Below are 25,902 nucleotides of genomic sequence, written 5' to 3' on the forward strand. Positions count from 1 at the left end.
CCGGCTCCAGCAGAATGTCCGAGCATTCTGCTGGGGAAAGGCCGGTTAGTCGAGTTTGGCGGCGGGCGGTTCTTGCGCCGGCTTGCCGTCGACCAGAGGCACGATGGTTTTCGCTTCCGGCTCGATTGGCACCATCTTGTACTCCTGGCCGTGCAGGTTCTTGAGGTAAACCTCCATCTGCCGGAACGAGATATTGATGTGCTGCTTCTTGAACTCGCGGTTGATGAAGCGGTTGACCTCGTCGAGCACCGGGTTGCGGTCACCGAGGTCGCGCACGTGCATGCGCAACTCGTGGTCCAGGGTGCTTTCGCCGAAATTCAGGAAGTACACATGCGGCTCCGGGTCTTTCAGGACGCGCGGGTTATCGCGGGCCGCCTTGAGCAGCAGTTCTTTCACCAGGTCCAGGTCCGAGCCATAGTCGACACCGAGCTTGAGGGTCACCCGGGTGATGGTGTCGGTCAGCGACCAGTTGATCAGTTGCCCGGTAATGAACGTCTTGTTCGGGACGATGATGTCCTTGCGGTCGAAGTCGGTGATGGTCGTGGCGCGGATGCGAATCTTGCTCACGGTGCCCGACAGGTTGCCGATGGTGATGGTGTCGCCGATCCGCACCGGACGTTCGAACAGGATCATGATGCCGGAGATGAAATTCGCGAAAATCTCCTGCATGCCGAATCCGAGGCCGACCGACAGCGCCGCCACCAGCCATTGCAACTTGTCCCAGCTGACGCCGAGGGTCGACAGCGTCGAGACGAAACCGACGCCGGCAATCACATACGAGAGCAGCGTGGTGGTCGCGTAGGCGCTGCCCTGGGCCAGGTTGAGTTTCGACAGCACGAACACTTCCAGCAGGCCCGGCAAGTTGCGCGCCAGGGCAAAGGTGATGCCGATGATGATCAGCGCGCCGAGCATGTCGCCGATGCTGATCGGCACCATGCTCATGTTGGCGCCGGTGCCGCTGGTGTATTCGTAGAGGGTGATGTTGTCCAGGTACGAGAACACCGAGATCAGGTCGGCCCAGACCCAATACAGCGCTGCCATGAAGCCGCCGAGCAGCGCCAGGCGGATCAGGCGCAGGGACTGTTCGTTGACCTTCTCGATGTCCATGGTCGGCTCTTCTATCACCGCTTCGCCGTCGCCGGCCTCCTTGGCGGCCAGCCGCTTGGTCAGGGCGCGCTGGTAAGCCAGGCGGCGGGCCGCCACGCTGAGGCCGCGCACGAACGTGGCTTCGATCACCAGCCAGAACATCAGCAGGTACAGCGTGTTGATCAAACGGTCGCTGAGTTTCAGCGCGGTGTAGTAGTAGCCGAAACACACCGCCACGAACAGCGCGACGGGCAGGGCGGTGAACAGGATCCCCACGACCTTGCGGAACAGCGAGGCGTTTTTGTGGGTCGGGCTGCTGATGAGCAAACGACTGAGCAGCAGGGTCATCAAGGCGTAGCAGGTGAGCACCACCGGCATGCCGATCACGTCATCGGCCAGCGCCGCCGGTTGCAGTTCGGCAACCGCCACCACGGTCACCAGCGCCATGACCACCATGCCCAGGCGACGGACCCACCTGCGCAGGAATTCCACCTGGGGCTTTTCCCAACGGAAATGCAGTTCCGCCACGCCACCCGGCGCGAGGATCCGGTAGGCGGTGTAGAACACCAGCCAGGCCCCGGCCATCTGCAGTAACGCCGCGCCCATATTGGCGTTTTGCCCACGGGCGTCGATTTGCAAGGCCAGCCCGCACAGCGCCAGGCCCAGGGACACAGGCATTGCCAGCAGGATGTTGATCAGGATGGCCTGCGGCGTGTGCAACTGGCTGTCGCGCTTGAAATGGCCGATGTCCTGGTGAACCTTGTTCAGGCGTGCGTACAGACTCTTGCGGCGCCACAGCAACGCACCGATCAGCAGTGCCAGTGGCAGGAACAGCAGCGGGCGCTGGGTCAGGCCATCAGCCAGTTCGCTCAGGCTTGAAAGTACCGGCAGTGAATCGAGTTGATGCTGGAGGCGATCGGGCACACTGCGAATCCACTCCGGGTCCAGCGGCTTGTTGCTGGGAATCCAGAACATCTGCTCATCGAGTGTCGCCCGCAGGCTTTGCGCCGTGCTGAGCAGTTGCTTCTGGTTCAGTTGCAGGGTGATGGATTCATTGAGCACCGCGCTCAGTTCGCGATTGAGGCGCTCCAGCAGGTCGGCGCGGGTGGTGGCCAGTTCCATCAGGCTTTTGCGCAGCTGCGGTGTGACTTGCTCGGGCGGCTGGGTCGACAGCAGGTTATCGACGTAGGTGGTCGGATTGCTCAGCAACTCCCGTTGCTGGCTGACTTCGAACTGATACAGGCGAATGTCGGCGATCTGGTCGGCCAGGTTGCGGTCGAGCCGCAGGCGCGGCAACGCTTGTTTCTGTTTGTAGAGAATCTTCGAGAGCAGCAGGCTGCCTTTGAGCACATTGATTTGCTCGTCCAGGGCCGAGTCGCTCTGGGTCAGGCTGTCCAGTTGTTGCTTGGTCTGCAGGTTTTGCTGGGTGACTTCGTTGAGGCGGTCGGTGCTCTTGAGCAGGTAGTCCGAGAGCTTCAGGTTGGCCGCGCTTTCGGTGGCCAGCAGGCTGCTGCCGCCAGCTTTCTGCGCTTCGATGGATTGCTGGGTGACCGTTTCCTGGGACAACGCCAGACGCTTCTGGTTGATCAGGGTTTGCAGTTCCTGGATTTCCCGATCCAGACGATCGGATCGCTCCGACAGCAGGTCATGCTGGCTGCTGCCGAGGTCTTGCAGTTGGGTATTGCCGGCCAGTTCCTGGCGGCGCAGCGGGATCAGGGCGTTCAGCGCTGCCAGCTCGGCATTGAGCTGGTCGCGCTGCTCGGCGCTCAAGGCCTTGCCGCCGTCCTTGCCGTTCTTGAGGATGTTGTTGATCTGCTGAATGCGCGTCTGGCTGCTGGATATCTCCGCTTGGGCGCGCTCGGGGCGGGTCTGGGCGGTGATGATCAGGCTGTTGGCATCGCCCAGGGCTTTTTGCAGGTCGCTTTGCTGGGTGGAGCGCTCGGTAAGCATTTGCTCCAGCTGCTGGATCGGTTCCTTGGCGAAACGCTGTGCCACCGGTACCACGGTGCTGGCCTTGAGGCGGGTCAGTTCGCGCTGGTTCTCGAGCGTCTGCTTGGGTGCAGAACTCAACGTTTGCTTGAGATCGGCCAGCTTCTGCTCGTAGTCACGCTTGTTGTTGAGCTGGGCCAGCGTGCTTTGCAGGACGGTTTGCAGGGCCTTCTGGTCGGCTTCCGGCAATTTGCGGTCGGCGATCTTGTCCAGGTTCGCCTGCACGGCTTCGCTGGAGGGCGGTTCGGCCGCTTGCACCGCTTGCGGTAAACCAAGGGGGCCGACAGAGAGACTCAAGCCCAGCAGGGCAATGGCGAAAAAGGAGCGCAGGTTAGGCATAGAGACCGGTCAAGCAAGTGATAGTGGAAGCAGTTTAGAGGAAGAGGCCGGGACCCGGGCGACTTCCTTCGGGGAATCTGACGCCCACTTTGCCGATCTTGTTCCCGTCCATGACCGCCACGGTCCAGATGGTGTTGTTCCATTCCACCTGGTCACCCACCACCGGTGCGCCGCCGACTTTCTGGGCAATGAAGCGGGCCAGGGACATGTCCGGATCGATGCCTTCGACCTTCAGCCCATACAGGGCCGCAACCGCCGCCAGCTGGGCGTCTCCTTCCAGTACGAAGTCGCCGAAGAAGCGTAGATCGAGGCCCCGTTGTGGCGCCTGGCTGAACAGTTTTCCAAGGGCCGGCAGGTTGTGTTCATGGCCGATGACACAGAGCAAATCATCGACTTCGAGCACCGTACTACCCGACGGATGGAGCAGTTGCTCGCCACGAAACAGGGCGGCGATACGGGTGCCTTCGGGCATTTTCAGCTCACGAAGGTGCGAACCGATGCACCATTTTTCAGCGCCCAGGCGATAAACGAACAGCTCCCATTCGCTGGTGACATGCACCTCCAGGGCCGAGCGGGAGATGGGTGCAGGCTCCGGGGGCACCGTTACCTTCAACAGTTTGGCGACCCACGGCAGGCTCGTGCCTTGAACCAGCAGCGACACCAGCACGATAAAGAACGCGAGGTTGAAGTACAGCTGGGCGTTGGGCAGGCCGGCCATCAGCGGGAACACCGCCAGAATGATCGGGACCGCGCCACGCAAACCGACCCAGGAGATGAACGCTTTCTCGCGACCATGGAACGCTTTGAACGGCAGCAGGCCAACCACTACAGACAGTGGCCGGGCAAACAGAATCATCCACAGCGCCAGTGCCAGTGCCGGCAAGGCAATAGGCAGCAGATCGTGAGGCGTCACCAGCAGCCCCAGCACCAGGAACATGCCGATCTGCGACAACCAGGCCATGCCGTCGAGCATGTGCAGGATGCCGTGGCGGCTGCGCACCGGACGGTTGCCGATCATCAATCCACACAGGTAAACCGCGAGGAAGCCGCTGCCGTGCAGGGCGTTGGTCAGGGCAAACACCAGCAGGCCACCGGCGATGACCAGAATCGGATACAGGCCGGTGGCCAGGTTGATGCGGTTGACCAGTTGCAGCATCAGCCAGCCGCCACCCAGGCCGATGACGCTACCGATGCCGAACTCGCGGATCAGGTGGGTCAGCAGGCTCCAGTGCAGGCCGGTCTGGCCGCTGGCGAGCATGTCGATCAGGGTGACGGTCAGGAACACCGCCATCGGGTCGTTGCTGCCGGATTCGATTTCAAGGCTGGCGGTCACCCGTTCGTTCAGGCCTTTGCCGCCCAACAGCGAGAACACCGCCGCGGCGTCGGTGGAGCCGACAATGGCGCCGATCAGCAGGCCCTGGATCAGGTTCAGGTTGAACAGCCATGCGGCCGCCATGCCGGTCAGCCCGGTGGTAATCAGTACCCCGACGGTGGCGAGAGACAATGCCGGCCATAACGCCACACGGAAACTCGACACCCGGGTGCGCAAGCCACCGTCGAGCAGGATGACTGCCAGTGCGAGGTTGCCGACCAGATAAGCCGTGGGGTAGTTGTCGAAAATAATGCCGCCGCCATCGACGCCGGCCGCCATGCCGACGGCCAGGATAATCACCAGGATCGGGATACCAAGGCGCGATGACAGTGAGCTCACCAGAATGCTCGCACCTACCAGCAACGCGCCGATCAAGAACAGGCTGTTGATGGTCGTCGCATTCAAAGGCAGTACTCCAGAAAACTGAAAGGCGGGCACAAACTGACCATGCAGTCCGCGTGCCAGCGATTCTAACCTGTTGAAATGTGATGCTGTCAAAAAGCTTTGCAGGAGCGAGCTCGCTCGCGATGGACGTCAACGATAACGCGTGCTGTCTGATTCAGCGCGTCGTCATTGAATTCATCGCGAGCAAGCTCGCTCCTACAGGGGGCGGTGTTGGTGGATTACAGGCTGAACCGCCCAACCAGGGTGTTCAGGTCCACCGCCAGGCGCGACAGCTCGCTGCTCGCCGCACTCGTCTGATTCGCCCCGGTGGCCGACTGCACCGACAGGTCGCGAATGTTCACCAGGTTGCGATCCACTTCACGGGCCACCTGCGCCTGTTCTTCGGCAGCGCTGGCGATCACCAGGTTGCGTTCGTTGATTTCGACGATGGCGCTGTTGATGGTGTCCAGCGAAATCCCGGCACCGCGTGCGATGTTCAAAGTCGATTCGGCGCGTTCGGTGCTGTTGCGCATCGAATCCACTGCGTGCTCGGTACCGCTCTGGATACTGCCGATCATGCGCTCGATTTCGCTGGTCGACTGCTGGGTGCGATGGGCCAGGGCGCGCACTTCGTCGGCCACTACCGCGAAACCACGGCCGGCCTCACCGGCGCGAGCGGCCTCAATGGCTGCGTTCAAGGCCAGCAGGTTGGTCTGGTCGGCCAGGCCACGGATCACATCCAGCACCTTGCCGATGTCGCGGGACTCGTTGGCCAGGTCGCCGATCAGGGTCGCGGTGCTCTGCACGTCGGCGCTCATGCGTTCGATGGCGCTCACGGTTTCCTGCACCAGATCACGGCCGTCGCCGGCAGAACTGGTGGCGTTCTTCGACGCCTCGGACGTGCTGACCGCGTTGCGTGCGACTTCTTCCACGGCGCTGGTCATTTCGTTGACTGCGGTGGCAGCCTGTTCGATTTCGTTGTTCTGCCGGGTCAGGCCACGGGCGCTTTCGTCGGTGACGCTGTTGAGTTCTTCGGCGGCAGAAGCCAGCTGAGTGGCCGAGCCGGAAATCCGTTGCAGGGTGTCGCGCAGTTTGTCCTGCATCTTCGACATCGCCAGCAGCAAGCGGCCGGCCTCGTCCTGGCCGTCGACCGTGATCGGGCGCGTCAGGTTGCCTTCGGCGATTTGTTCGGCGGCGCTCAGGGCATTGGCGATCGGTTGGGTGATGCTGTTGGTCAGCAACCAGGCGAACAGCAGCGTCAGGGCGGTGGCGATCACCAACAGGGTGATCACCAGGTTGAACGCCGAATCGTATTGATCCGCCGCCTGCTGGTTGGTGTCGTGGCTCTGCTGGGTGTTGATCTCCAGCAGTTTGTTCAACACCGCGTTGACCGCTTCGGAGTTGTTGAGCAAATCGGTGTTGAGCAAAGTGCGCAGTTCATCGATCTGATTGTTGCGCGACAAGGTTTTCATCCGGTCTTCGATCTGGCGGTACTGACCCAGCAACTGCACGTATTGATCGTAGGCCGCACGTTCCTGCGGGCTGGCGATCAGCTTTTCGTAGGTCGCCTGGGCGGTGCGAATCTGCTGGTTGCGCATCTCCAGCAGTTCCATGGTTTTTTGCTGCACGTCAGGCTCGCGGTTCACCAGCAAGCGGTAGGACAACACGCGCAGGCGCAAGGTGAGCTGGGTGAAGTCGTCCAGGCTCTTGATGCTCGGCACACTGTTGTTGGTGATGTTCTCGGCCGCGCCGCGGATCTTGCTCATCTGATTCAAGGCAAACACTCCCAGAATCATCATCAAGCCACCGATCAGGGCAAAGCTGAGGAACGCCCGAGGGGCGATATTCATATTACGAAGGGACATGGGATTTACCGAAAAGAGCGCACCTGAGCGGTGCCGAGGCTGACGTATGAATGACTTATCGGTCGTACGACTGGAGTCTTGAGTCCTTGCGCGTTTTTACTGCGACCGGGTGGGTACCTTGTAGGAGCGAGCCCGCTCGCGAAAAACGCATGGACAACGCAATCATTCAGACAGGGCGCGATATCGTTCACGTCCATCGCGAGCAAGCTCGCTCCCACATAGGCTGGCGACGAAATGCGGGAACCAGATTGACCAACCGCAGTCTTTAAAACTCGCGAGGAAGGTCGCCCGTCAGCAGAATCAAGGCTTTGCGCCTGTATAACCCTGGCATCCACGGTGACTTTTCTTTATCGTACGCGCCCTTTGAAAAAGCCCGGAAAATCAAAATGTTGGAAGCATCCCTAAGCCAATTGGAACAACTGGTCAGTGACCTGGTGCAGCAGAACCAGACGTTGCTCGGCACCAACCAGACCCTGACTGCAGAACTGGCCCAGGCCAAGGATGAAAACGAAAGCCTGCAACTGAGCCTGATGGAGCAGGAAGAGAAGCAAGGCGCCACGGCGGCTCGCATCCAGGCCCTGGTTGAGCGTGTCAGCGCAGGTCCTGTCAGCGCATGAGTTACAACGCCGCAGGGGTAAAAGTCGTCTCGATCCTGGGAGAGGACTATTCGATCAAGGCACCGGCCGGGGAAGAACAGACCCTGCTGGACGCCGCGATGATGTTGAAGGCAGCCCTGGCCGAAACCAAGAGGAAGTACCCGACGCTGATCGGTGACCGACTGTTGGTGCTGGCCGCGATGAACCTGTGCTCCCAGCAGATCGAAATGCAGAAGCAGCACAAGCTCGAACTCGACCGTTACCAAGAGCAAGTCAGCGCCACGGTTGAAGTGATTTCCAAGACGATCAATCAGGCCTGATCGGCTTTGCGCACAACCAAAGAATAGATTGTCGGTTGGTTTGTATACAATCGGCACGGCTGTTGCAGTGTTTCAGCCTCTTATTCTTTGGGGGTGCTCCATGCAGTTCTGGCGACGCAGTATTCAATGGCAATTGATCCTGAGTATGGGCAGCGCCTTGCTGGTCAGTATTCTGATCGTCGTTGGCATCTATACCCTGGTGGTCAATCGGCTGGCGCAGAACTATCTGGTCGAGCAAGCCTTGCCGTCGAGCATCGAAGCGATGCGCAACGACATCGAGCGCATCCTTGTTCAGCCGCTCACGGCCGCCAAGGACATCGCCAGCAATAGCATGGTGCGCGACTGGCTGGCCGGGGGTGAAGACAGTGCCCAGACCGGCACTTTCACCACCTATCTCGAAGGCATCCGCGCCGAGCACAAGGCTTTTACCGCGCTGATTGTCGGCACCGCGTCCAACCATTACTTCACCGAAAAAGGCCTGGACCGGACCCTCAGTCGTTCCAACCCGAAGGATGCCTGGTTCTATGCGTTCCTCGACAGCAAAAAGCCGCGCACCCTCAATATCGACAACGACACGGCCACCGGAGAATTGGCGCTGTTCATCGACCTGAAAGTCGAGCAGGCCGGTAAAGTCGTGGGCGTTGCCGGGCTGGGCCTGAGCATGAAAGAGCTGTCGGAGCTGATCCACAACTTCAGCTTCGGTGAGCGCGGCAAGGTCTATCTCGTGCGTTCCGACGGTTTGATCCAGGTCCATCCCGAGGCGCAATTCAGTGGCAAGCGCACCTTGGCCGAGCAGATTGGCGAGTCAGCCGCGCAAGCGGTCATGGGTCAAAAAACTGCCACCAGCAGCAGCTTCCAGCGTGATGGCGAAGACTTCCTCGCGTTGAGCCTGCCATTGCGTGATCTCGGTTGGACCCTGGTGGCCGAAGTGCCGCAATCGCAGATCTACGCCGAAGCCCGCCGCGCCATGTGGATGAGCAGCGGCATCGGCCTGGCGGTGGCGATTGTGTGCCTGTTGCTGGTGGTGCTGCTGGCCCGTGGGTTGGTACGGCCGATTCGTCAGGTAACAGCGGCACTGGTTGCCATCGGTAGCGGTGGTGGAGATTTGACCCACCGGTTAGATTCCAGTCGCGCCGATGAGCTGGGCGATCTGGCGCGTGGCTTCAATCGGTTTCTCGACAGCCAGCGCGACATGATCGGTGAAGTGCTGACCACCAGCGAGCACCTGCGCACTGCTGTCGGGCAAGTGGCGCGCGTGGTGGACAACACCGCCGAACGTTCCGGACGGCAACAGGAAATGACCGACATGGTCGCCACCGCGGTGCATGAAATGGGCCTGACCGTGCAGGACATCGCGCAGAACGCCGGCAACGCGGCATTCGCTTCACAAACCGCCCGTGACGAAGCGCTGCAGGCGCGGGAGGTGGTGGGCGGTTCGATTCGCCACATTGAAAGCATGTCCCGGGAGATCGGCGTGGCGGCCACGGCGGTGGGTGAGCTGGCCCATCAGGTGGCGTCCATCGATCAGGTGCTGGCGGTGATTCGCGGGATTTCCGAACAGACCAACCTGCTGGCGCTCAATGCCGCCATCGAAGCGGCGCGGGCGGGGGACATGGGGCGCGGGTTTGCCGTGGTGGCCGATGAAGTGCGCACGCTGGCGCGGCGTACGCAATCGTCCACCGACGAGATCCAGCAGATGATCGGCAGCCTCAAGCAAGGTGCCGAGAACGCCGTGTCGTCGATGCATACCGGGCAAGCGGCCACGGGTACCGGCGTGGAGTCGAGCCAGAGGACTGGCGCGTCGTTGACGGCGATTACCGGTCAGGTGGAACGCATCAGCGACATGAACCATCAAGTGGCGACGGCGACCGAAGAGCAGTCGGCGGTGACCGAGGAGATCAACCGCAACGTGCAGGGCATCTCCGACCTGGCACGGGCGACTGCGGGGGAGGTCAGGGCCTGTCGGGATGATTGCCAGACGTTGCAGCGGTTGGCGGATGATTTGGCGCGGCAGATGGGTGGGTTCAAGCTGAGCTGATGTTTCATCTGTGCGGGCCTCTTCGCGAGCGAGCCCGCTCCCACACTCGACCTGCTGCGAACACATAATTTGTGAACTCCAGCGATCAAATGTGGGAGCGGGCTTGCTCGCGAATTTCAGCTACGCCACAGATTCGGGATCAGAACCACTCATCCTGCATGCCCAGACACACATCATCCCGAGCTTCAAGAATCGCCAGCTCGTGGTGGCAACCCGGCACTTCCCACGTCAGGAAGTAGCGCGCGGCCTGCAACTTGCCTTTATAGAAGCTTACGTCCGCCCCATTGCCCTTGGCCAGGCCTTCCTCGGCGCGAATCGCCTGTTCCAGCCAGCGCCAGCCAATGACGGTGTGCCCGAACACCTTCAGGTACAGCGCCGAGTTCGCCAGGCTGCTGTTGACCTTGCCCTGGGCCAGGTCGGTCAGCAGGCCGATGGTTACGGTTTGCAGGCGCGCCACCAGTTTCTCCAGCGGTTCGCGCAGTGGCGTCAGCGACTCGAATGCCTGGGCGCGTTCGGCGGTGGCGGCGATCAGGCGGATCAGTTGCTTGAGCCCCGCGCCACCGTTCTGCGCCAGTTTGCGCCCCAGCAGGTCCAGCGACTGAATGCCGTGGGTGCCTTCGTGGATAGGGTTCAGGCGGTTGTCGCGGTAGTACTGCTCCACCGGGTATTCGCGGGTGTAGCCGTGGCCGCCGAGGATCTGGATCGCCAGTTCGTTGGCTTTCAGGCAGAACTCCGACGGCCAGGATTTGACGATCGGCGTCAGCAAATCCAGCAGTTCATGGGCCTGTTTGCGTTCGGCTTCGGTCGCAAGCGTCGTGGTGTCATCGAACAGCCGCGCAGCGTAAAGACCGAGGTCGAATGAGCCTTCGACATAGGCTTTTTGCGTCAGCAGCATGCGTTTGACGTCGGCGTGCTGAATGATCGCCACCGGCGCAGTGTTCGGGTCCTTGCTGTCGGGCACGCGCCCCTGCGGACGCTCGCGGGCATATTCCAGCGAGTACAGATAGCCGGCGTAACCAAGCATCACCGCGCCCATGCCGACGCCGATGCGCGCCTCGTTCATCATCTGGAACATGTAGCTCAAGCCGTGGTGTGGCTTGCCCACCAGATAGCCGACGCACTCGCCGTTATCGCCGAAATTCAGCGCGGTGGACGTGGTGCCACGCCAGCCCATCTTGTGGAATAGGCCGGCCAGCAGCACGTCATTGCGCTTGCCCAGGCTGCCGTCGTCGTTGACCAGGAACTTGGGCACGATGAACAGTGAAATGCCCTTCACCCCGGCCGGTGCGTCCGGCAGCTTGGCCAGGACCATGTGCACGATGTTTTCCGACAGCGGATGATCGCCGCCGGAGATGAAGATCTTGTTGCCCTTGAGGCGATAAGTGCCGTCAGACGCCGGCTCTGCGCGGGTACGAATATCCGACAGCGACGAGCCCGCGTGCGGTTCGGTCAGGGCCATGGTGCCGAAGAAACGGCCATCGATCATCGGTTGCAGGAAGCGGCGTTTCTGTTCATCGGTGCCGAAGCTTTCGATCAGGTTCGCCGCGCCCATGGTCAGGAACGGATAGGACGTCGATGCGGCGTTGGCCGATTGAAAGTGGGCAAAGCAGGCCTGGGACAGCAGTGTAGGAAGCTGCATGCCGCCGGCGTCGAAACTGCGCGCGGCATTGAGGAAGCCGGCTTCGAGGAAGGCATCCACCGCCGGTTTCACTTCCGGAATCAGAATCGCCTGACCGTTTTCATAGCGCGGTTCGTTCTCGTCGCCCTTGCGGTTGTGCGGGGCGAAGAACTTCTCGGCGATGCTGCGGGCGGTACTGATGGCCGCATCGAAGGTTTCGCGGTTGTGTTCGGCGAAACGCTCACGCTGGGTCAGGCCCTCGGCATCAAGGACTTCATACAGCTCGAAAGCCAGATTACGGGAACTGAGCAACGTCTCGGACATGGCGGCCTACCTTTTATTGGAATGGGCCGAGTCTAGGCGGGGGAATAAAGGCTGAACAGGATGATTGATGATCGTGATAGTGGACCAGAGCGACGACTTGGCAGGCACCACAAAACAAATGTGGGAGCGGTGGTGCGGCAATCCGACTTGCTCGCGAAGGCGGTATGTCAGTCAACATAAATGCTGAATGTGACGGCCTCTTCGCGAGCAAGCCCGCTCCCACAGGGATTTGATTGCCAGGCAGCTATCGCGGCTGCCTGGTTTATCGGTTTTAGCCGATCGTCATCAAGCTGGCATTACCACCCGCCGCAGCGGTGTTGACGCTCAGCGCACGCTCGATCACCAGGCGTTCCAGCGCAATGTTGGTTTCGCCTTGCGACAGGCCCTGCACGCCAACGATCGCACCGGCACGCTTGGCAACCTGCTGGCACACCGCACGCAACTGGTCGGAATGGCCGTGATGCACAACCGCATCAAAAACCACTTCGTCCTTGTTCCAGTCGGAAACCAGCTTGATGCGCGCCTGAATGTCCTTCGGCAGGCGTGCGAACAGCGCCTTGCTCAGGTCAGTTTCCGGCCATACCGCCGAGCCGCCAACCGCCAGTACTGCCGCCAGTTGCGTCAGCAGATCGCCTTCGACTTCCGTCAGGCACAGCACGTGTTCCCGTGGCAGGATCGCGTAGCTGTTGCGTTCGCCGGTCGGGCCAGCCAGAACGCGGGTGATGCCGCTTTGCGATTGTGCGGCGAACTGCACGCACAGGGTGCTCAGGTCGGCGAACTTGTTGCTGTCGGCCCAGGCTTTCAGGGCAGTCAACGGCTTGCTCATGGCGTCGCGCAGACGAACGTCCGGTGCTGCGGCAGCATCGCCGCGAGCGAAGGATTGCTCGATTGCATCCGCAGGGCGCGTCGACAGCAGGCGGTACAGGTACAGCGGGCCACCGGCTTTCGGGCCGGTCCCCGACAGGCCTTCGCCGCCAAATGGCTGCACGCCGACCACGGCACCGACGATGTTGCGGTTGACGTAGACGTTACCGGCGTTGACGGTGTCGATCACCTTGGCGATGGTTTCGTCGATGCGGGTGTGCACGCCCAGGGTCAGGCCGTAGCCGGAAGCGTTGATCTGGCCGATCAGTTGATCGATGTCTTTGCGCTTGTAACGAACCACGTGCAGCACCGGGCCGAAGATCTCCCGCTGCAACTCGTCGAAGCTTTCCAGTTCGATCAGCGTCGGCATCACGAAGGTGCCGCGTTTGACTTCTTCGGCATCGGCGATGGCCACCTGGTATACGCTGCGACCTTTGTCACGCATGGCCTGGATGTGTTTCTCGATGCCGGCTTTCGCTTCAGCGTCGATCACCGGACCGATGTCCACGGACAGGCGCTCCGGGTTGCCGAGGCGGCTTTCGGCCATGGCGCCCTTGAGCATTTCGATGACGCGGTCGGCGGAATCTTCCTGCAGGCACAAGACGCGTAGGGCCGAGCAACGTTGGCCGGCGCTGTCGAACGCCGAGGACACCACGTCGATCACCACCTGTTCGGTCAGTGCCGAAGAGTCGACGATCATCGCGTTCTGGCCGCCGGTTTCGGCGATCAGCGGGATTGGACGCCCCTGGCTGTCGAGGCGGCCGGCGATGTTGCGTTGCAGCAAGCGCGCGACTTCGGTGGAACCGGTGAACATCACGCCTTTGACACGTTCGTCGCCGACCAGGCCGGCACCGACGGTTTCGCCACGGCCCGGCAGCAGTTGCAGCACGCCTTGCGGAATCCCGGCTTCGAGCAGCAGGCGCACGGCTTGAGCGGCCACCAGCGGCGTTTGTTCCGCAGGCTTGGCCAATACCGGGTTACCGGCAGCCAGTGCGGCAGCCACCTGGCCACTGAAGATCGCCAGCGGGAAGTTCCATGGGCTGATGCACACCACCGGGCCCAGCGGGCGGTGGGCGTCATTGGTGAAATCGTTGCGTGCCTGCACCGCGTAGTAACGCAGGAAGTCCACGGCCTCGCGCACTTCAGCGATGGCGTTGGCGAAGGTCTTGCCGGCTTCGCGAGCCAGCAGGCCCATCAGCGGCTGGATCTCGGCTTCCATCAGGTCGGCGGCACGTTCCAGGATCGCGGCGCGCTCGGCCGGCGGCGTGGCCTGCCAGATCGGTGCAGCGTTCAGGGCGCACTGGATTGCGTTGTCGACGTCTTCGACGGTGGCTTCCTGTACATGGCCGACCACGTCACGCAGGTCGGACGGGTTCAGCACTGGCGCCGGGGCTTCGTTGCTGGACGCGCAGCCGAGGATCGGCGCGGCTTTCCAGTGGTTGTGTGCGGTAGCGAGAAGGGCGCAGGACAGGGATGCCAGACGATGTTCGTTGGCCATGTCGATGCCGCTGGAGTTGGCGCGCTCGGAGCCATACAGGTCACGCGGCAGCGGAATGCGCGGGTGCGGCAGGCCGAAACCACCTTCCACGGTCGCCATCTGTTCGATGCTCGCCACCGGGTCGGCCACCAGTTCCTGAATCGAAATCGACTGGTCGGCGATACGGTTGACGAACGAGGTGTTCGCGCCGTTTTCCAGCAGGCGACGCACCAGGTAGGCCAGCAGGGTTTCGTGGGTGCCGACTGGTGCGTACACGCGGCACGGACGGTTCAGCTTGCCTTCGGAAACCTTGCCTACAACTTGTTCGTACAGTGGTTCACCCATGCCGTGCAGGCACTGGAACTCGTACTGGCCCGGGTAATAGTTCTGACCGGCGATGTGATAAATGGCCGACAGGGTGTGGGCGTTGTGCGTGGCGAACTGCGGGTAGATGACTTCCGGCACCGACAGCAGCTTGCGGGCGCAAGCGATGTAGGAAACGTCGGTGTACACCTTGCGGGTGTAGACCGGGTAGCCTTCCAGGCCTTCGACCTGGGCGCGTTTGATTTCGCTGTCCCAGTACGCGCCTTTCACCAGGCGGATCATCAGGCGATGCCGGCTGCGGCGAGCCAGGTCGATTACGTAGTCGATCACGTACGGGCAACGCTTCTGGTAAGCCTGGATCACGAAACCGATGCCGTTCCAGCCGGTCAGTTGCGGCTCGAAGCACAGGCGCTCCAGCAGATCCAGCGACAGCTCGAGGCGGTCGGCTTCTTCGGCGTCGATGTTCAGGCCGATGTCGTATTGCTTGGCCAGCAGGGTCAGCGACAGCAGGCGCGGGTACAGCTCATCCATCACGCGCTCGTACTGGGCACGGCTGTAGCGTGGGTGCAGGGCGGACAGCTTGATCGAAATGCCCGGGCCTTCATAAATCCCGCGACCGTGGGAAGCCTTGCCGATCGAGTGGATGGCTTGTTCGTACGAGGCCAGGTACTTCTGCGCGTCGTGCTCGGTGAGTGCGGCTTCACCCAGCATGTCGTAGGAATAGCGGAAGCCCTTGGCTTCGAACTTGCTGGCGTTGGCCAAGGCTTCGGCGATGGTTTCGCCGGTCACGAACTGCTCGCCCATCAGGCGCATGGCCATGTCGACGCCCTTGCGGATCATCGGCTCGCCGCTCTTGCCGATGATGCGGCTCAGGGACGAGGTCAGGCCTGCCTCATTGTGCGTAGACACAAGCTTGCCGGTAAGCAGCAGGCCCCACGTGGCAGCGTTGACGAACAGCGACGGGCTGTTGCCCAGGTGCGGCTGCCAGTTGCCGGTGCTGATCTTGTCGCGGATCAGCGCGTCGCGGGTGCCTTTGTCCGGGATGCGCAGCAGCGCTTCGGCCAGGCACATCAGTGCCACGCCTTCCTGGGACGACAGGGAGAACTCCTGCAGCAAGCCCTGAACGATGCCGGCACGACCGCCAGCGCTCTTCTGGTTACGCAGTTTTTCGGCAATCGAAGCGGCGAGCTTGTTGGTGGCTTCAGCCATAGGGGCCGGCAGGCGCGCCTGCTCGATCAGCATCGGCACCACTTCCGGTTCCGGGCGACGGTAGGCGGCGGTGATCGAAGCGCGCAGCACCGATTGCGGCAGGATGCTTTCGGCGAATTCGAGGAAGCACTGGTGGGCGTGATCCAGAGGCGCGTCGACGCTGTCGTCGGAATCCTTGGTCAAACCGCTCAGCTCGGTCAGGGTTGCACCACCCTCGAGTTTTTCCAGGTAATTGAAGATTGCCTGCTTGATCAGCCAGTGCGGCGTGCGATCAATCGAAGTCGCGGCGGCCTTGAGGCGTTCGCGGGTCGGGTCGTCGAGTTTGACCCCAAGGGTGGTGGTAGCCATGTTTTTATCCTCATGTTTGCCACGACTGCGTGGCATCAGCTGGCGGCAAGATTAGCCGTGCAACTGTTGAGGTGCAACCGGGTGCAACCCTTTTTTTGCAGGAAAAATCGGCGCCTCGTCGGGAATTAAATTCTGGTACGGGCGTGCTGCTCCTGCTTGGTGCTTTTGCTTCTAGCAAAACGTCTTGACTACGCTAAAAGGGAGCAAAAAAACATTTGGATACGGGTAAAGCACGTAGGTGCAACTGATTCTCGAAAAATGGGTTGCACCTTATTTGCTTTGTTGCATAGCATTCGCGCCCCAAGGTGCAACCCGTCGAAAAGGCAGGTGTGCCGGCTGATGGCTTTCCTGGGGAAACATCAGTCATAAATGCGCGGCGTCCCGAATCGTCTGTCAAACGTCAGCGTTTGCGGGCGGTTCAACAGCTGCTGCTACATAAAAACAAAGCCAGGGCGTCACTTAATGAGCGTAACGAATCCAACCCTGATCACATTCGTGATCTACATCGCGGCAATGGTGCTGATCGGTTTCATGGCCTATCGCTCCACCAATAACCTTTCCGACTACATTCTTGGCGGTCGTAGCCTGGGCAGCGTCGTTACCGCGCTGTCTGCCGGTGCGTCCGACATGAGCGGCTGGTTGTTGATGGGCCTGCCGGGCGCTATCTACATGTCCGGTCTTTCCGAAAGCTGGATCGCCATCGGCCTGATCGTCGGCGCCTACCTGAACTGGCTGTTCGTCGCCGGCCGTCTGCGCGTGCAGACCGAGCACAACGGTGACGCCCTGACGCTGCCGGATTACTTCGCCAGCCGTTTCGAAGACAAAAGCGGCCTGCTGCGGATCATCTCCGCCGTCGTGATCCTGGTGTTCTTCACCATCTACTGCGCCTCCGGCATCGTGGCCGGTGCCCGTCTGTTCGAAAGCACCTTCGGCATGTCCTACGAGACAGCACTGTGGGCCGGTGCTGCGGCGACGATTGCCTACACCTTCGTCGGCGGTTTCCTGGCCGTGAGCTGGACTGACACCGTACAAGCCACCCTGATGATTTTCGCCCTGATCCTGACGCCAATCATCGTGCTGCTGGCCACCGGCGGTGTCGATACCACGTTCCTGGCGATCGAAGCGCAAGATCCGGCCAACTTCGACATGCTCAAAGGCACCACCTTCATCGGCATCATCTCGCTGATGGGCTGGGGTCTGGGCTACTTCGGCCAACCGCACATCCTGGCGCGTTTCATGGCGGCGGATTCGGTCAAATCGATTGCCAATGCCCGTCGCATCTCCATGACCTGGATGATCCTGTGCCTGGGCGGCACCGTCGCTGTAGGTTTCTTCGGTATCGCCTACTTCTCGGCCAACCCGGCCGTGGCCATGCCAGTGAGCGAGAACCACGAACGCGTGTTCATCGAACTGGCGAAGATCCTGTTCAACCCATGGATTGCCGGTGTCCTGCTGTCGGCCATCCTGGCTGCCGTCATGAGCACCCTGAGCTGCCAACTGCTGGTGTGCTCGAGCGCACTGACCGAAGACTTCTACAAAACCTTCCTGCGTAAATCGGCTTCCCAACTGGAGCTGGTCTGGGTCGGTCGCGCCATGGTGCTGCTGGTTGCCCTGATCGCCATCGCGATGGCCGCCAACCCGGAAAACCGTGTACTGGGCCTGGTCAGCTACGCCTGGGCCGGTTTCGGTGCCGCATTCGGTCCGGTGGTGCTGATCTCCGTGATCTGGAAAGACATGACCCGCAACGGCGCACTGGCCGGCATCCTGGTCGGCGCGATCACTGTGATCGTGTGGAAACACTTCGAACTGCTGGGCCTGTACGAAATCATCCCTGGTTTCATCTTCGCCAGCCTGGCGATCTACCTCGTCAGCAAGATGGGCTCGCCGACTGCCGGTATGTTCCAGCGTTTTGCTGCGGCTGAGGCTGATTATCGCTTGAACAAGTAGCCGGGATTAGCGCATGCGCTGACCCGATGACTTGAAAAAATGGCCCGCTTCCTCTTGGACGCGGGCCATTTTTTTGCGTTTTCACTGCCGTGTTCCCCCAGGGTCATCCGCTCAGCCACCAACCCCTGACTTGCCGGCCGGTAAAAGGTAAACTTCCCGGCCTTCGCAGGAGCAGCCATGAATTATCGTCACGCCTTCCATGCCGGCAATCACGCCGATGTGTTCAAACACCTGACCTTGACCCGCCTCATCGCCCTGATGTCGCGCAAGGAGCAGCCGTTTGCCTATCTCGACACCCACGCCGGCATCGGTCTGTATGACCTTCAGGGTGACCAGGCCAGCCGTACCGGCGAGTACCTGGAAGGCATTGCGCGTTTGTGGGATCAGCCGGATCTGCCGATCCTGACCGCTGATTACATGCAGGTGCTGCACGAGATGAACCCGGACGGCCAGTTGCGCTATTACCCGGGCTCGCCGGAACTGGCGCGGCGTCTGACCCGCCCTCAGGACCGTGTGTTGCTCAACGAGAAGCACCCGGAAGACGGCGTGTTGCTCAAGGACAACATGGCCGGTGATCGTCGGGTCAAGGTTCACTTGGGCGAGGGCTGGCATGTGTCGCGGGCCTTGCTGCCGGTGCCGGAGAAGCGTGCGGTGATGTTGATCGATCCGCCGTTCGAGAAGCTCGATGAGATGCAGCGTTGTGCCGCGTCGTTGAAGGAAGCGATTGGTCGGATGCGCCAGACCGTGGCGGCGATCTGGTACCCGGTGAAGGATCAGCGCGCGCTGCGTCGCTTCTACCAGGACCTGGCCGGCACCGGTGCGCCGAAGTTGTTGCGGGTGGAGTTGTTGGTGCACCCGTTGGATACGCCGAACAGCCTGAACGGTTCCGGCCTGGCGATTGCCAATCCGCCGTGGGGGCTGGAGGAAGAGTTGCGTGAGCTGCTGCCGTGGTTGTCCGAGAAGCTTGGACAGACCCAGGGTGGGTGGCGGATGGATTGGTTGATTGCTGAAAGTTGATCTGTGCATCAATGGCGTCCGGTCGGACGCCATCTCTAATTCTCATGTAGGAGCGAGCTTGCTCGCGAAAAACCAAAGAGCGCCGCTGGGCATCTGGCTTTACGCATTATCGTTTACGACCTTCGCGAGCGAGCTCGCTCCTACAGTCAGTTGTCAGATCGGGCAGGTCACGCCTGTGCCGCCGATCCCGCAATACCCTTCCGGATTTTTGGCCAGATACTGCTGGTGATATGCCTCGGCAAAATAAACGGTCGGGGCCTGTTCGATTTCGGTGCTGATTTCACCGAGGCCGGCCTTGGACAGTTCAGCCTGGTACGCTGCTTTGCTCTTGAGCGCGGCTTCCAGTTGTTCAGGCGAAGTGGCGTAGATCACCGAGCGGTACTGGGTGCCGATGTCGTTGCCCTGGCGCATGCCCTGAGTCGGGTTGTGCAGTTCCCAGAACATCGCCAGCAGCTCCTGGTAGCTGACTTTCGCTTTGTCGTACACCACCAGCACCACTTCGGCATGGCCGGTCAGGCCGGAGCAGACTTCTTCGTAGGTCGGGTTCGGCGTGAAGCCGCCGGCGTAACCCACCACCGTGCTGACCACGCCTTCGCGCTGCCAGAAGCGGCGTTCCGCCCCCCAGAAACAGCCCAGGCCGAAGATCGCGAAGTCGACATCTTCGAAGAACGGGCCGAGCAAGGGGGTGTCTTTAAACACAAAGTGCTTTTCAGGCAGGGTCATCGCGGTTTCGCGGCCGGGCAGAGCTTGTTCTTTAGTAGGGAGCACGTTTTTGTTCACCAGAATTTCCGAGCGCAGAACCATGACCAGTCCTCTCAGTCAGGATAATTAGACAGACAAACAGTTTGCCCGAGAGTTGGATCGCTGTCAGGCGATTGGGCCACGCGGGTAGCGCTTGAGCTTTTCGATCAGCTCGTTGCCCGGGATCGGACGGTCGAACAGGTAGCCCTGGCCGACGTCGCAGCGGTGACGGCGCAGGAACGACAACTGCTCGGCAGTTTCGATGCCCTCAGCCACAACCTTGAGTTTCAGGTTATGGGCCATGGCGATCACTGCGGAGGTGATTTCCATGTCGTCCTGGTTGTCCGGGATTTCGTGGATGAAGCTTCGATCGATCTTAATGATGTCGATGGGGAATTTTTTCAAGTAACTGAGCGACGAGTAGCCGGTGCCGAAGTCGTCCATGGCCAAGGTCATGCCCAGACGCTTGAGCTGGTCGAGCTGCAAGTGGGTGTCTTCGGTGGCTTCCAGCAGCAGGCCTTCGGTCAGCTCCAGCTCCAGCAAATGAGCGGGCAGGTCTTCTTCCTTGAGAATGCTGGCGATGGAGGCCACCAGGTCCGGATCCGAGAACTGCTTGGGCGACAGGTTGATCGCCACCTGAAGGTTGCCCAGGCCGGCGGCGGTCAGCGCCTTGCTCATGCGGCAGGCCTGGCGGGCGATCCATTTGCCGATCGGAATAATCAGCCCGGTTTCTTCGGCGACGCTGATGAACTGATCCGGGCGGATCATGCCCTTTTCCGGATGATCCCAGCGCAGCAGTGCTTCCATCCCCAGCAGGCGCCCGCTGCGCAGGCACAGCTTGGGCTGGTAGAACACATCGAGTTCGTTCTGGGTCAGGGCGCGGCGCAGGTTGTTTTCGACGAACAGCTTGTAGCTGGCCTCGGCGTTCAGCGCTTCGGTGAACACTTGCACCTGGTGTTTGCCATTGGCCTTGGCCTTGTGCAGGGCCAGCCCGGCGTTGCGCATCAGGGTTTGCGGGTCGCGCCCATGCAGCGGCGCGCAGGCCAGGCCCACGGAGCCGGTGACGCTGATCAACTGGTTGTCGACGAACATCGGTTTGTCGAGGGTCGCCAGCAACTGGTTGGCCACTTGCTGACCCTCCGTGAGGTCGCTGTTGTCCAGCAACACGGCGAATTCGTTACTGGCGAAGCGTGCCAGGCTACCGCTCGGGATCAAGCTGTTGCGCAGGCGCCGGGCCAGGCTGATGAGCAGTTTGTCGCCGGTCTGGTGGCCGAGGCTGTCGTTGATCCGCTTGAAGTTGTCGATGTCCACCAGCAACAGGCTGATCGGTGCGTCGCTGTCCCGGGCGAAGCGTTCGTCGAGGTTGCGGATGAACGCCGGGCGATTGCCGAGATTGGTCAGGTTGTCGGTGTAGGCCAGGCGCTCGATGCGTTGCTGGGCCAGTTTGGTCTGGGTGATGTCTTCGTAAATGCCGATGTAATGGGTCAGCTCGCGGTTGTCGCCGTAAACCTTGGAGATCGACAACTGGCCCCAGTAGGGTTCGAGGTTTTTGCGCCGGCTCTTGAATTCGCCCTGCCAACTGTTGCTCTTGGCCAGCGCCGAAGGTGCGTCGAACAGCAGTTCGCTGAGGTTCTCCAGGGCTGGCAGTTCCGACAGGCGCTGACCGTGCACTTCTTCGGTGGAGTACTGGGTGATTGCGGTGAAGCTCGGGTTGACGTATTCCACCACGCCATCGCAATTCACCAGCAAAAAGGCGTTGGCACTTTGTTCGACCGCACGCTGAAACAGGTGCAGGGCGCTGGTGGCGGTGCGCCGGTTGTGGTTGCTGATGACCTGGGCAAACTGGTCCGCCAGTTCGCCGGCAAAAGCGATTTCGTCCGACTGCCAGGCACGGGTCGCACCGGTTTGCTCCAGGCACAAAACGCCGACCACCTGGCCATCGACGCGGATACTGGCGTCAAGCATTGCGTTGACGTCGCACGGGCGCAGGCTTTCGGCCATCTCCCGGGTGCGCGGGTCGCGCATGGCGTTATGGGCGTCGATGGCGCGACCGGTGTGCAAGGCGTCGAGGTAATCGGGGAAAACGCTGACGTCGATCGGCTGCGGCAGCAGGTATTCCTGACTCGTGCGGTGATAGGCCGAGATCGGCACCAGCATCGAGTCTTCGAGGTGCCACAGGCTGGCGCAGTCGATTTCGTAAATGTCGCAGGCGCTGCGGGTGATCAGCTCGGCGGCTTCGCGCAAGGAGTCGTTGCTGCTGTAGCGTTGGCGGGTGAGCAGCAGGATCAGGTCCTGCTGGGCACGCACCCGGTCCAGATGCAGCAGTTGCTCCTGCTGGGCGCGCTGATTGAGTTCCAGGGCGATTTGCAGGCGCGAGTTCTGGGTTTCCAGATCCAGGGCCGGTTGCAGCGGGTCATCCTCGAACAGGCCGTCAATGACCAGCAGATAGCCGCGCAACAGGTGGCGATTGTGTTGTTTGTAGGCTTCGCCCAGTTCCAGCAGATTCAGGGAGCCCGAGGCGGTGTGCAGGGTGTAGCGGACCAGGTAATGCGTGCTTTCGGTCAGTTGTTGCTGGACCGCGTCGTGCAGTTGATAACGCGCTTCCGGCTCCATCAGGCTGGCGTAGGGCGAGCCCACCAGCGCGCACAGCTCCACGGCTGGCATGCCGAACTGGCGTTCGCAATTGGGATCGAGAAACAACAGCGCCCAGCTGGGTTCATTAAGCCGTTCGAAACGCAGCATGCCGAGCCGCGAGGGCACAGGCAACTGCGTCACTACCTCGGCCACCATACGGCTGGCGGCATCGGGTTGGCTTTTCATATGGAGGGAAACTCGCTTCGAATATGCTGAACGCGCTGGGCTCTCGCCCTCTTTACTGTTGCCTGCGGCAAGGTTGCATCATTGCGGCACCGACTGACAAGAGAGATGAAGGCCAAGTGCTATAAGAATATGTCGGCAGAACAGGCGATTTCTGCAGGCCGAATTGCAAAATTGCGATTTTGCCAGTGAAAAGCCTGTTCTGCTGACGGCCGAGGCGGCGTCAGGCCAAGGGAATATTGACCGCTTCCAGGAGCGCCCCTTTTTTGTTGAAGAAGCTCACCGAGACGTTGTTTTCGTCGACGGTGACGCGGGCAAAATTATCAGTACTGATTATTTTTGTGCAGCTAAGGGTGTGCGCAAACGTTGCGTCATCGATGGTGCTGAGCGTTTGGTCCAGCATAAATGCCTCAGCGGTTGGCGGGCCGTAGATTGGAATACAGTTCAATGGCGAGGAGACAATGGTATGGACAGCGAAGTCTTGGTCTTTCGAGTGCGTAAGCTTGCTTGTCATCGAGGCATGAACATCTCCAGCGATAAAAAACACATTTTTGACTTTATTCAAACGGATGCTTTCAAGAATTCGGTTGCGTTGCTCGGTGAAAGATTTCCACGAGTCCCCACCATCTTCTTTCAAGTCCGGGTAAAACATGACACTGGTGACGACAAATTTCACTTTCGCCACGCTGGAGGCCAACCATTCGAGCAGTGCCGTTTCTTGCTCGACATCGAGTATCCTTCGATCCTCGGGTGCCAGGTTGCGTTGCGTGCGGGTATCCAGAACAAACCATTCCACGGCGCCATGGGAGAACTTGTACCAATAATGATCGGGACGTTTGGCCAAGGTTCCATCGGCTGACAGTGTATGCGCAGGACTATGGCTGGACTGGTATATCTCATAAGCGTGCATTGCATTATTAAAAAGAGCGAGATCTGCGTCAGATTTATTGGCAGGCCAGTTATCTTCTATCTCGTGGTCATCCAAAATCATATAGGTAGGCGTTTTTGCCATGAGCTTTCGAATATTTTTTTCGGAGAAGGAACCTCTGTATTTAATTAGGAAATCATTAAGCGACGTATCTGGCACTACCCTGTTCATATCGTCGGCATAGATTTGATCGCCCACCATTACAAGTGCGTCGGTTTTGATTTTTTGCCTGACCATTGCTTTAAAGATAGTGGAGTTATTAGCCGTATGTAGAGGAAAGCCGCCAGTAAAATTCAGGTATCTGCATGAGCCTATGAGGTAGCTGCGCGATGAATCATTTTTGCCATTCTGGGTCTGGAGTTTGAATTTTTTCTTAGGCCAGATGAACGAATCGGTAAGGTCGGGATCGGCCAGAAACTCTTTGCTTGCGTTACACCAGCCCATCTGAAAGGTATATATTGTATCGGCGCTTAGCCCTGACAGATGGATTACAGCGGTATTGTCCCTGTCTCTGAGTATCGTTTCGGTGCGCACTTTCCATAATGTGTTGTTGTTTTCCCGAAAGCGGATTGCAGCTATTCTGACGCTCTTGTCTTTCGCGAGTTGATTTCCACCTCGCAGAAAAATTCTCGCCTCGTGTGGCGTGACGTGTCCAAGAATAGGGCCTACGGTAGGCTTTTGTAATTGCATAATGTTTTCCATCCATTGGTTTTTATCCTGGACAGGTTAGGGCGGGTGTAGCCAGTCTGTGCGATACATATTTATCGTCATGCCGCTGAGTTGTTTTTTTGTGTGTTCTTGTCAGTTTTATCCAATTTAATCTCAACGGTTTGCAGTGCCCCTCCGTCGCGGTCGTGGTAAGTGACCATAATCTGTCCGGCCTCGACCACAATATGGGCAAAGTTGTCTTCACTCACCACCATGCTGGTCAGCTCATGTCGATAGTCGCCGGAGGCGGTGCGGACCAGGGGTTGATCGAGGGCGAATGTGGAGGCCGTGGCATAGGGCAACATTCTGCTGTTGCACAGCGGTGACGAGACGATGGTGTGGACTTCGAAGCCCGGGTCTTCGCTGTGGGTCAACCGACTGGTCAGTGAACCGTGAACATCACCACAAATGAACACGACGTTCCTGATGCGATGTGTACGAATGGTCTCCAGCAACCGCAGCCGTTGTCCGGGAAACCCGGCCCAGGCGTCATCCCCGTCGCGTTTGGCGTCAGGGAAGAACATCACACTGGTGACCACCATCTTGACCCTGGCGGGGCTGTGGATCAGCCATTGGCACAAGGCATATTCCTGTTCAACATCAAGAATGCGTCGATCATTGGCGGACAGACTACGCTGGGAGCGGCTATCGGTGACGAACCATTCGATATCGCCATCGGTGAACTGATACCAATAGTGCTTCGGATGCCGGCTGACCCGGCCATCGTCGAGTAATTCAAATACCGGGCTGTGGCTGGCTTGATATAACTCATAAGCAGTGATGGCGTTTTCATACAGAACATCATCGCCTGATGTTTTTCTTTCCGGCCAGTTATCTTCAATTTCGTGATCGTCGAGGATCATGTAAGTCGATAAGTTGGCCATTAACCTGGAAATATGCGGTTGGGAGAAAGCCGCACGGTATTTTGCGAGTATTTGCTGATATTCGCGGTCGGGTGCGAAAAAATTCAAATCGTCGACATAGATCTGATCGCCAGTCATCAACATCGCGCTGACCGGCGGGTTGGCTTGCAGTGCCAATTGTGTGATCGAGGCGAATATCCGGTCGCCCAGTTGTGGCGCCGACGGGATACCGGCGGTCATCCGCAAGTAACGGCATGAGCCGACGAAATAGGCTCGCGGCGTGCCGACTGTGCCCGATCGGGTGCGCAAGCGATAGAGTTCCTGCGGCCATTGCAGCGGCAGTTCTTGCACCGACTCCACGGTGTGCCCGGCACTCGTGGTGCTGAACCAGCCGGCTTGATACTCGTATTCGGTATCGGCCGCGAGGTTATCGAGAACAATGACATCGGACATGTCTTGCAGGTTTGTCAGTCTTGTAAAGATACGTTTAAGCCATTGCGTATCCCCGGACTGCCGATAACGGATGCCGGCAAATACGGCGGCATCTTTTTGCGCTACTCCGCGCACAAAGATACGCGCGTGATCAGTTGTGGTGTGGCCAACTATTGGGCCGACAGAGAGTTTTAGCATGTTCGAATCCATTCGAATGAATAACTGAAAAGCCAGTGGCGTTAAAAGTTGCCGCCGTAGTTTTGGGTATTAAGGCTAAGTGTTTGCTGGCGGGAAAA

At 59.9% G+C, this 25,902-nt stretch carries 14 protein-coding genes and 2 pseudogenes; 6 read left to right on the top strand and 10 right to left on the bottom strand.

Annotation, left to right across the window (positions count from 1 at the left end):
- Positions 1-45 precede the first annotated feature (45 nt).
- The 4 genes and pseudogenes from mscK to AC06G5_RS02065 form a co-directional block, all read right to left on the bottom strand.
- Complete coding sequence (gene mscK, locus AC06G5_RS02050; RefSeq protein ID WP_413703695.1) at positions 46-3,414, bottom strand: mechanosensitive channel MscK; 3,369 nt, start codon at positions 3,412-3,414, stop codon at positions 46-48.
- Positions 3,415-3,448: 34 nt separating this feature from the next.
- Entirely contained in the window at positions 3,449-5,191 is a 1,743-nt protein-coding gene (locus AC06G5_RS02055; RefSeq protein ID WP_413423183.1) for a potassium/proton antiporter, read from the bottom strand.
- 218 nt (positions 5,192-5,409) lie between these two features.
- Positions 5,410-6,282: a methyl-accepting chemotaxis protein gene (locus tag AC06G5_RS02060; RefSeq protein ID WP_413423253.1), complete on the bottom strand. Its 873-nt coding sequence runs from the start codon at positions 6,280-6,282 to the stop codon at positions 5,410-5,412.
- A pseudogene (locus AC06G5_RS02065) lies at positions 6,265-7,035 on the bottom strand (MCP four helix bundle domain-containing protein); the annotation flags it as partial. The pseudogene AC06G5_RS02065 and the gene AC06G5_RS02060, both read right to left, overlap by 18 nt.
- A gap of 386 nt (positions 7,036-7,421) precedes the next feature.
- Between AC06G5_RS02065 and AC06G5_RS02070 the strand changes: the two are divergent.
- The 4 genes and pseudogenes from AC06G5_RS02070 to AC06G5_RS02085 all read left to right on the top strand — a co-directional run bounded on the left by AC06G5_RS02070 (position 7,422) and on the right by AC06G5_RS02085 (position 9,989).
- Positions 7,422-7,652, top strand: a complete 231-nt coding sequence (locus tag AC06G5_RS02070; RefSeq protein ID WP_007971835.1) for a hypothetical protein — start codon at positions 7,422-7,424, stop codon at positions 7,650-7,652.
- A complete protein-coding gene (locus AC06G5_RS02075) occupies positions 7,649-7,951 on the top strand; it encodes a cell division protein ZapA (RefSeq protein ID WP_007981180.1) in 303 nt (100 codons plus the stop codon). The genes AC06G5_RS02070 and AC06G5_RS02075 overlap by 4 nt, the downstream gene beginning before the upstream one ends.
- A gap of 145 nt (positions 7,952-8,096) precedes the next feature.
- Positions 8,097-9,125 (top strand): annotated as a pseudogene (locus tag AC06G5_RS02080) (HAMP domain-containing protein); the annotation flags it as partial.
- Positions 9,126-9,257: 132 nt separating this feature from the next.
- Positions 9,258-9,989: a methyl-accepting chemotaxis protein gene (locus tag AC06G5_RS02085; RefSeq protein WP_480459849.1), complete on the top strand. Its 732-nt coding sequence runs from the start codon at positions 9,258-9,260 to the stop codon at positions 9,987-9,989.
- A 139-nt stretch (positions 9,990-10,128) separates the two neighbouring features.
- Here AC06G5_RS02085 and AC06G5_RS02090 read toward each other — a convergent pair whose 3' ends face one another.
- Together AC06G5_RS02090 and putA are read right to left on the bottom strand one after the other, a co-directional pair.
- On the bottom strand, positions 10,129-11,931 hold the full coding sequence (locus AC06G5_RS02090; protein ID WP_413423185.1) for an acyl-CoA dehydrogenase: 1,803 nt from the start codon (positions 11,929-11,931) through the stop codon (positions 10,129-10,131).
- Positions 11,932-12,202: 271 nt separating this feature from the next.
- Entirely contained in the window at positions 12,203-16,153 is a 3,951-nt protein-coding gene (gene putA / locus AC06G5_RS02095) for a trifunctional transcriptional regulator/proline dehydrogenase/L-glutamate gamma-semialdehyde dehydrogenase (protein WP_480458921.1), read from the bottom strand.
- 462 nt (positions 16,154-16,615) lie between these two features.
- Between putA and putP the strand changes: the two genes are divergently transcribed.
- Positions 16,616-18,100, top strand: coding sequence for a sodium/proline symporter PutP (gene putP, locus AC06G5_RS02100; RefSeq protein WP_480458922.1), 1,485 nt, complete (start codon positions 16,616-16,618; stop codon positions 18,098-18,100).
- Between the two features lie 177 nt (positions 18,101-18,277).
- Positions 18,278-19,117, top strand: a complete 840-nt coding sequence (locus AC06G5_RS02105) for a 23S rRNA (adenine(2030)-N(6))-methyltransferase RlmJ (RefSeq protein WP_015093178.1) — start codon at positions 18,278-18,280, stop codon at positions 19,115-19,117.
- Between the two features lie 153 nt (positions 19,118-19,270).
- On the opposite strand, the gene msrA is transcribed toward AC06G5_RS02105, so the two are convergent.
- From msrA to AC06G5_RS02125, 4 genes are all read right to left on the bottom strand, one after another.
- Positions 19,271-19,921 carry a peptide-methionine (S)-S-oxide reductase MsrA gene (gene msrA / locus AC06G5_RS02110; protein WP_413423191.1) on the bottom strand — a complete coding sequence of 217 codons (651 nt, stop codon included), beginning with the start codon at positions 19,919-19,921 and terminating at the stop codon, positions 19,271-19,273.
- A 63-nt stretch (positions 19,922-19,984) separates the two neighbouring features.
- Complete coding sequence (locus AC06G5_RS02115) at positions 19,985-22,678, bottom strand: putative bifunctional diguanylate cyclase/phosphodiesterase (RefSeq protein WP_480458923.1); 2,694 nt, start codon at positions 22,676-22,678, stop codon at positions 19,985-19,987.
- 220 nt (positions 22,679-22,898) lie between these two features.
- Entirely contained in the window at positions 22,899-24,293 is a 1,395-nt protein-coding gene (locus AC06G5_RS02120) for an alkaline phosphatase D family protein (protein WP_413423195.1), read from the bottom strand.
- Between the two features lie 77 nt (positions 24,294-24,370).
- On the bottom strand, positions 24,371-25,804 hold the full coding sequence (locus tag AC06G5_RS02125) for an alkaline phosphatase D family protein (RefSeq protein WP_480458924.1): 1,434 nt from the start codon (positions 25,802-25,804) through the stop codon (positions 24,371-24,373).
- Positions 25,805-25,902: the final 98 nt, after the last annotated feature.

It is taken from the genome of Pseudomonas sp. WT-JTC, from assembly GCF_056711565.1.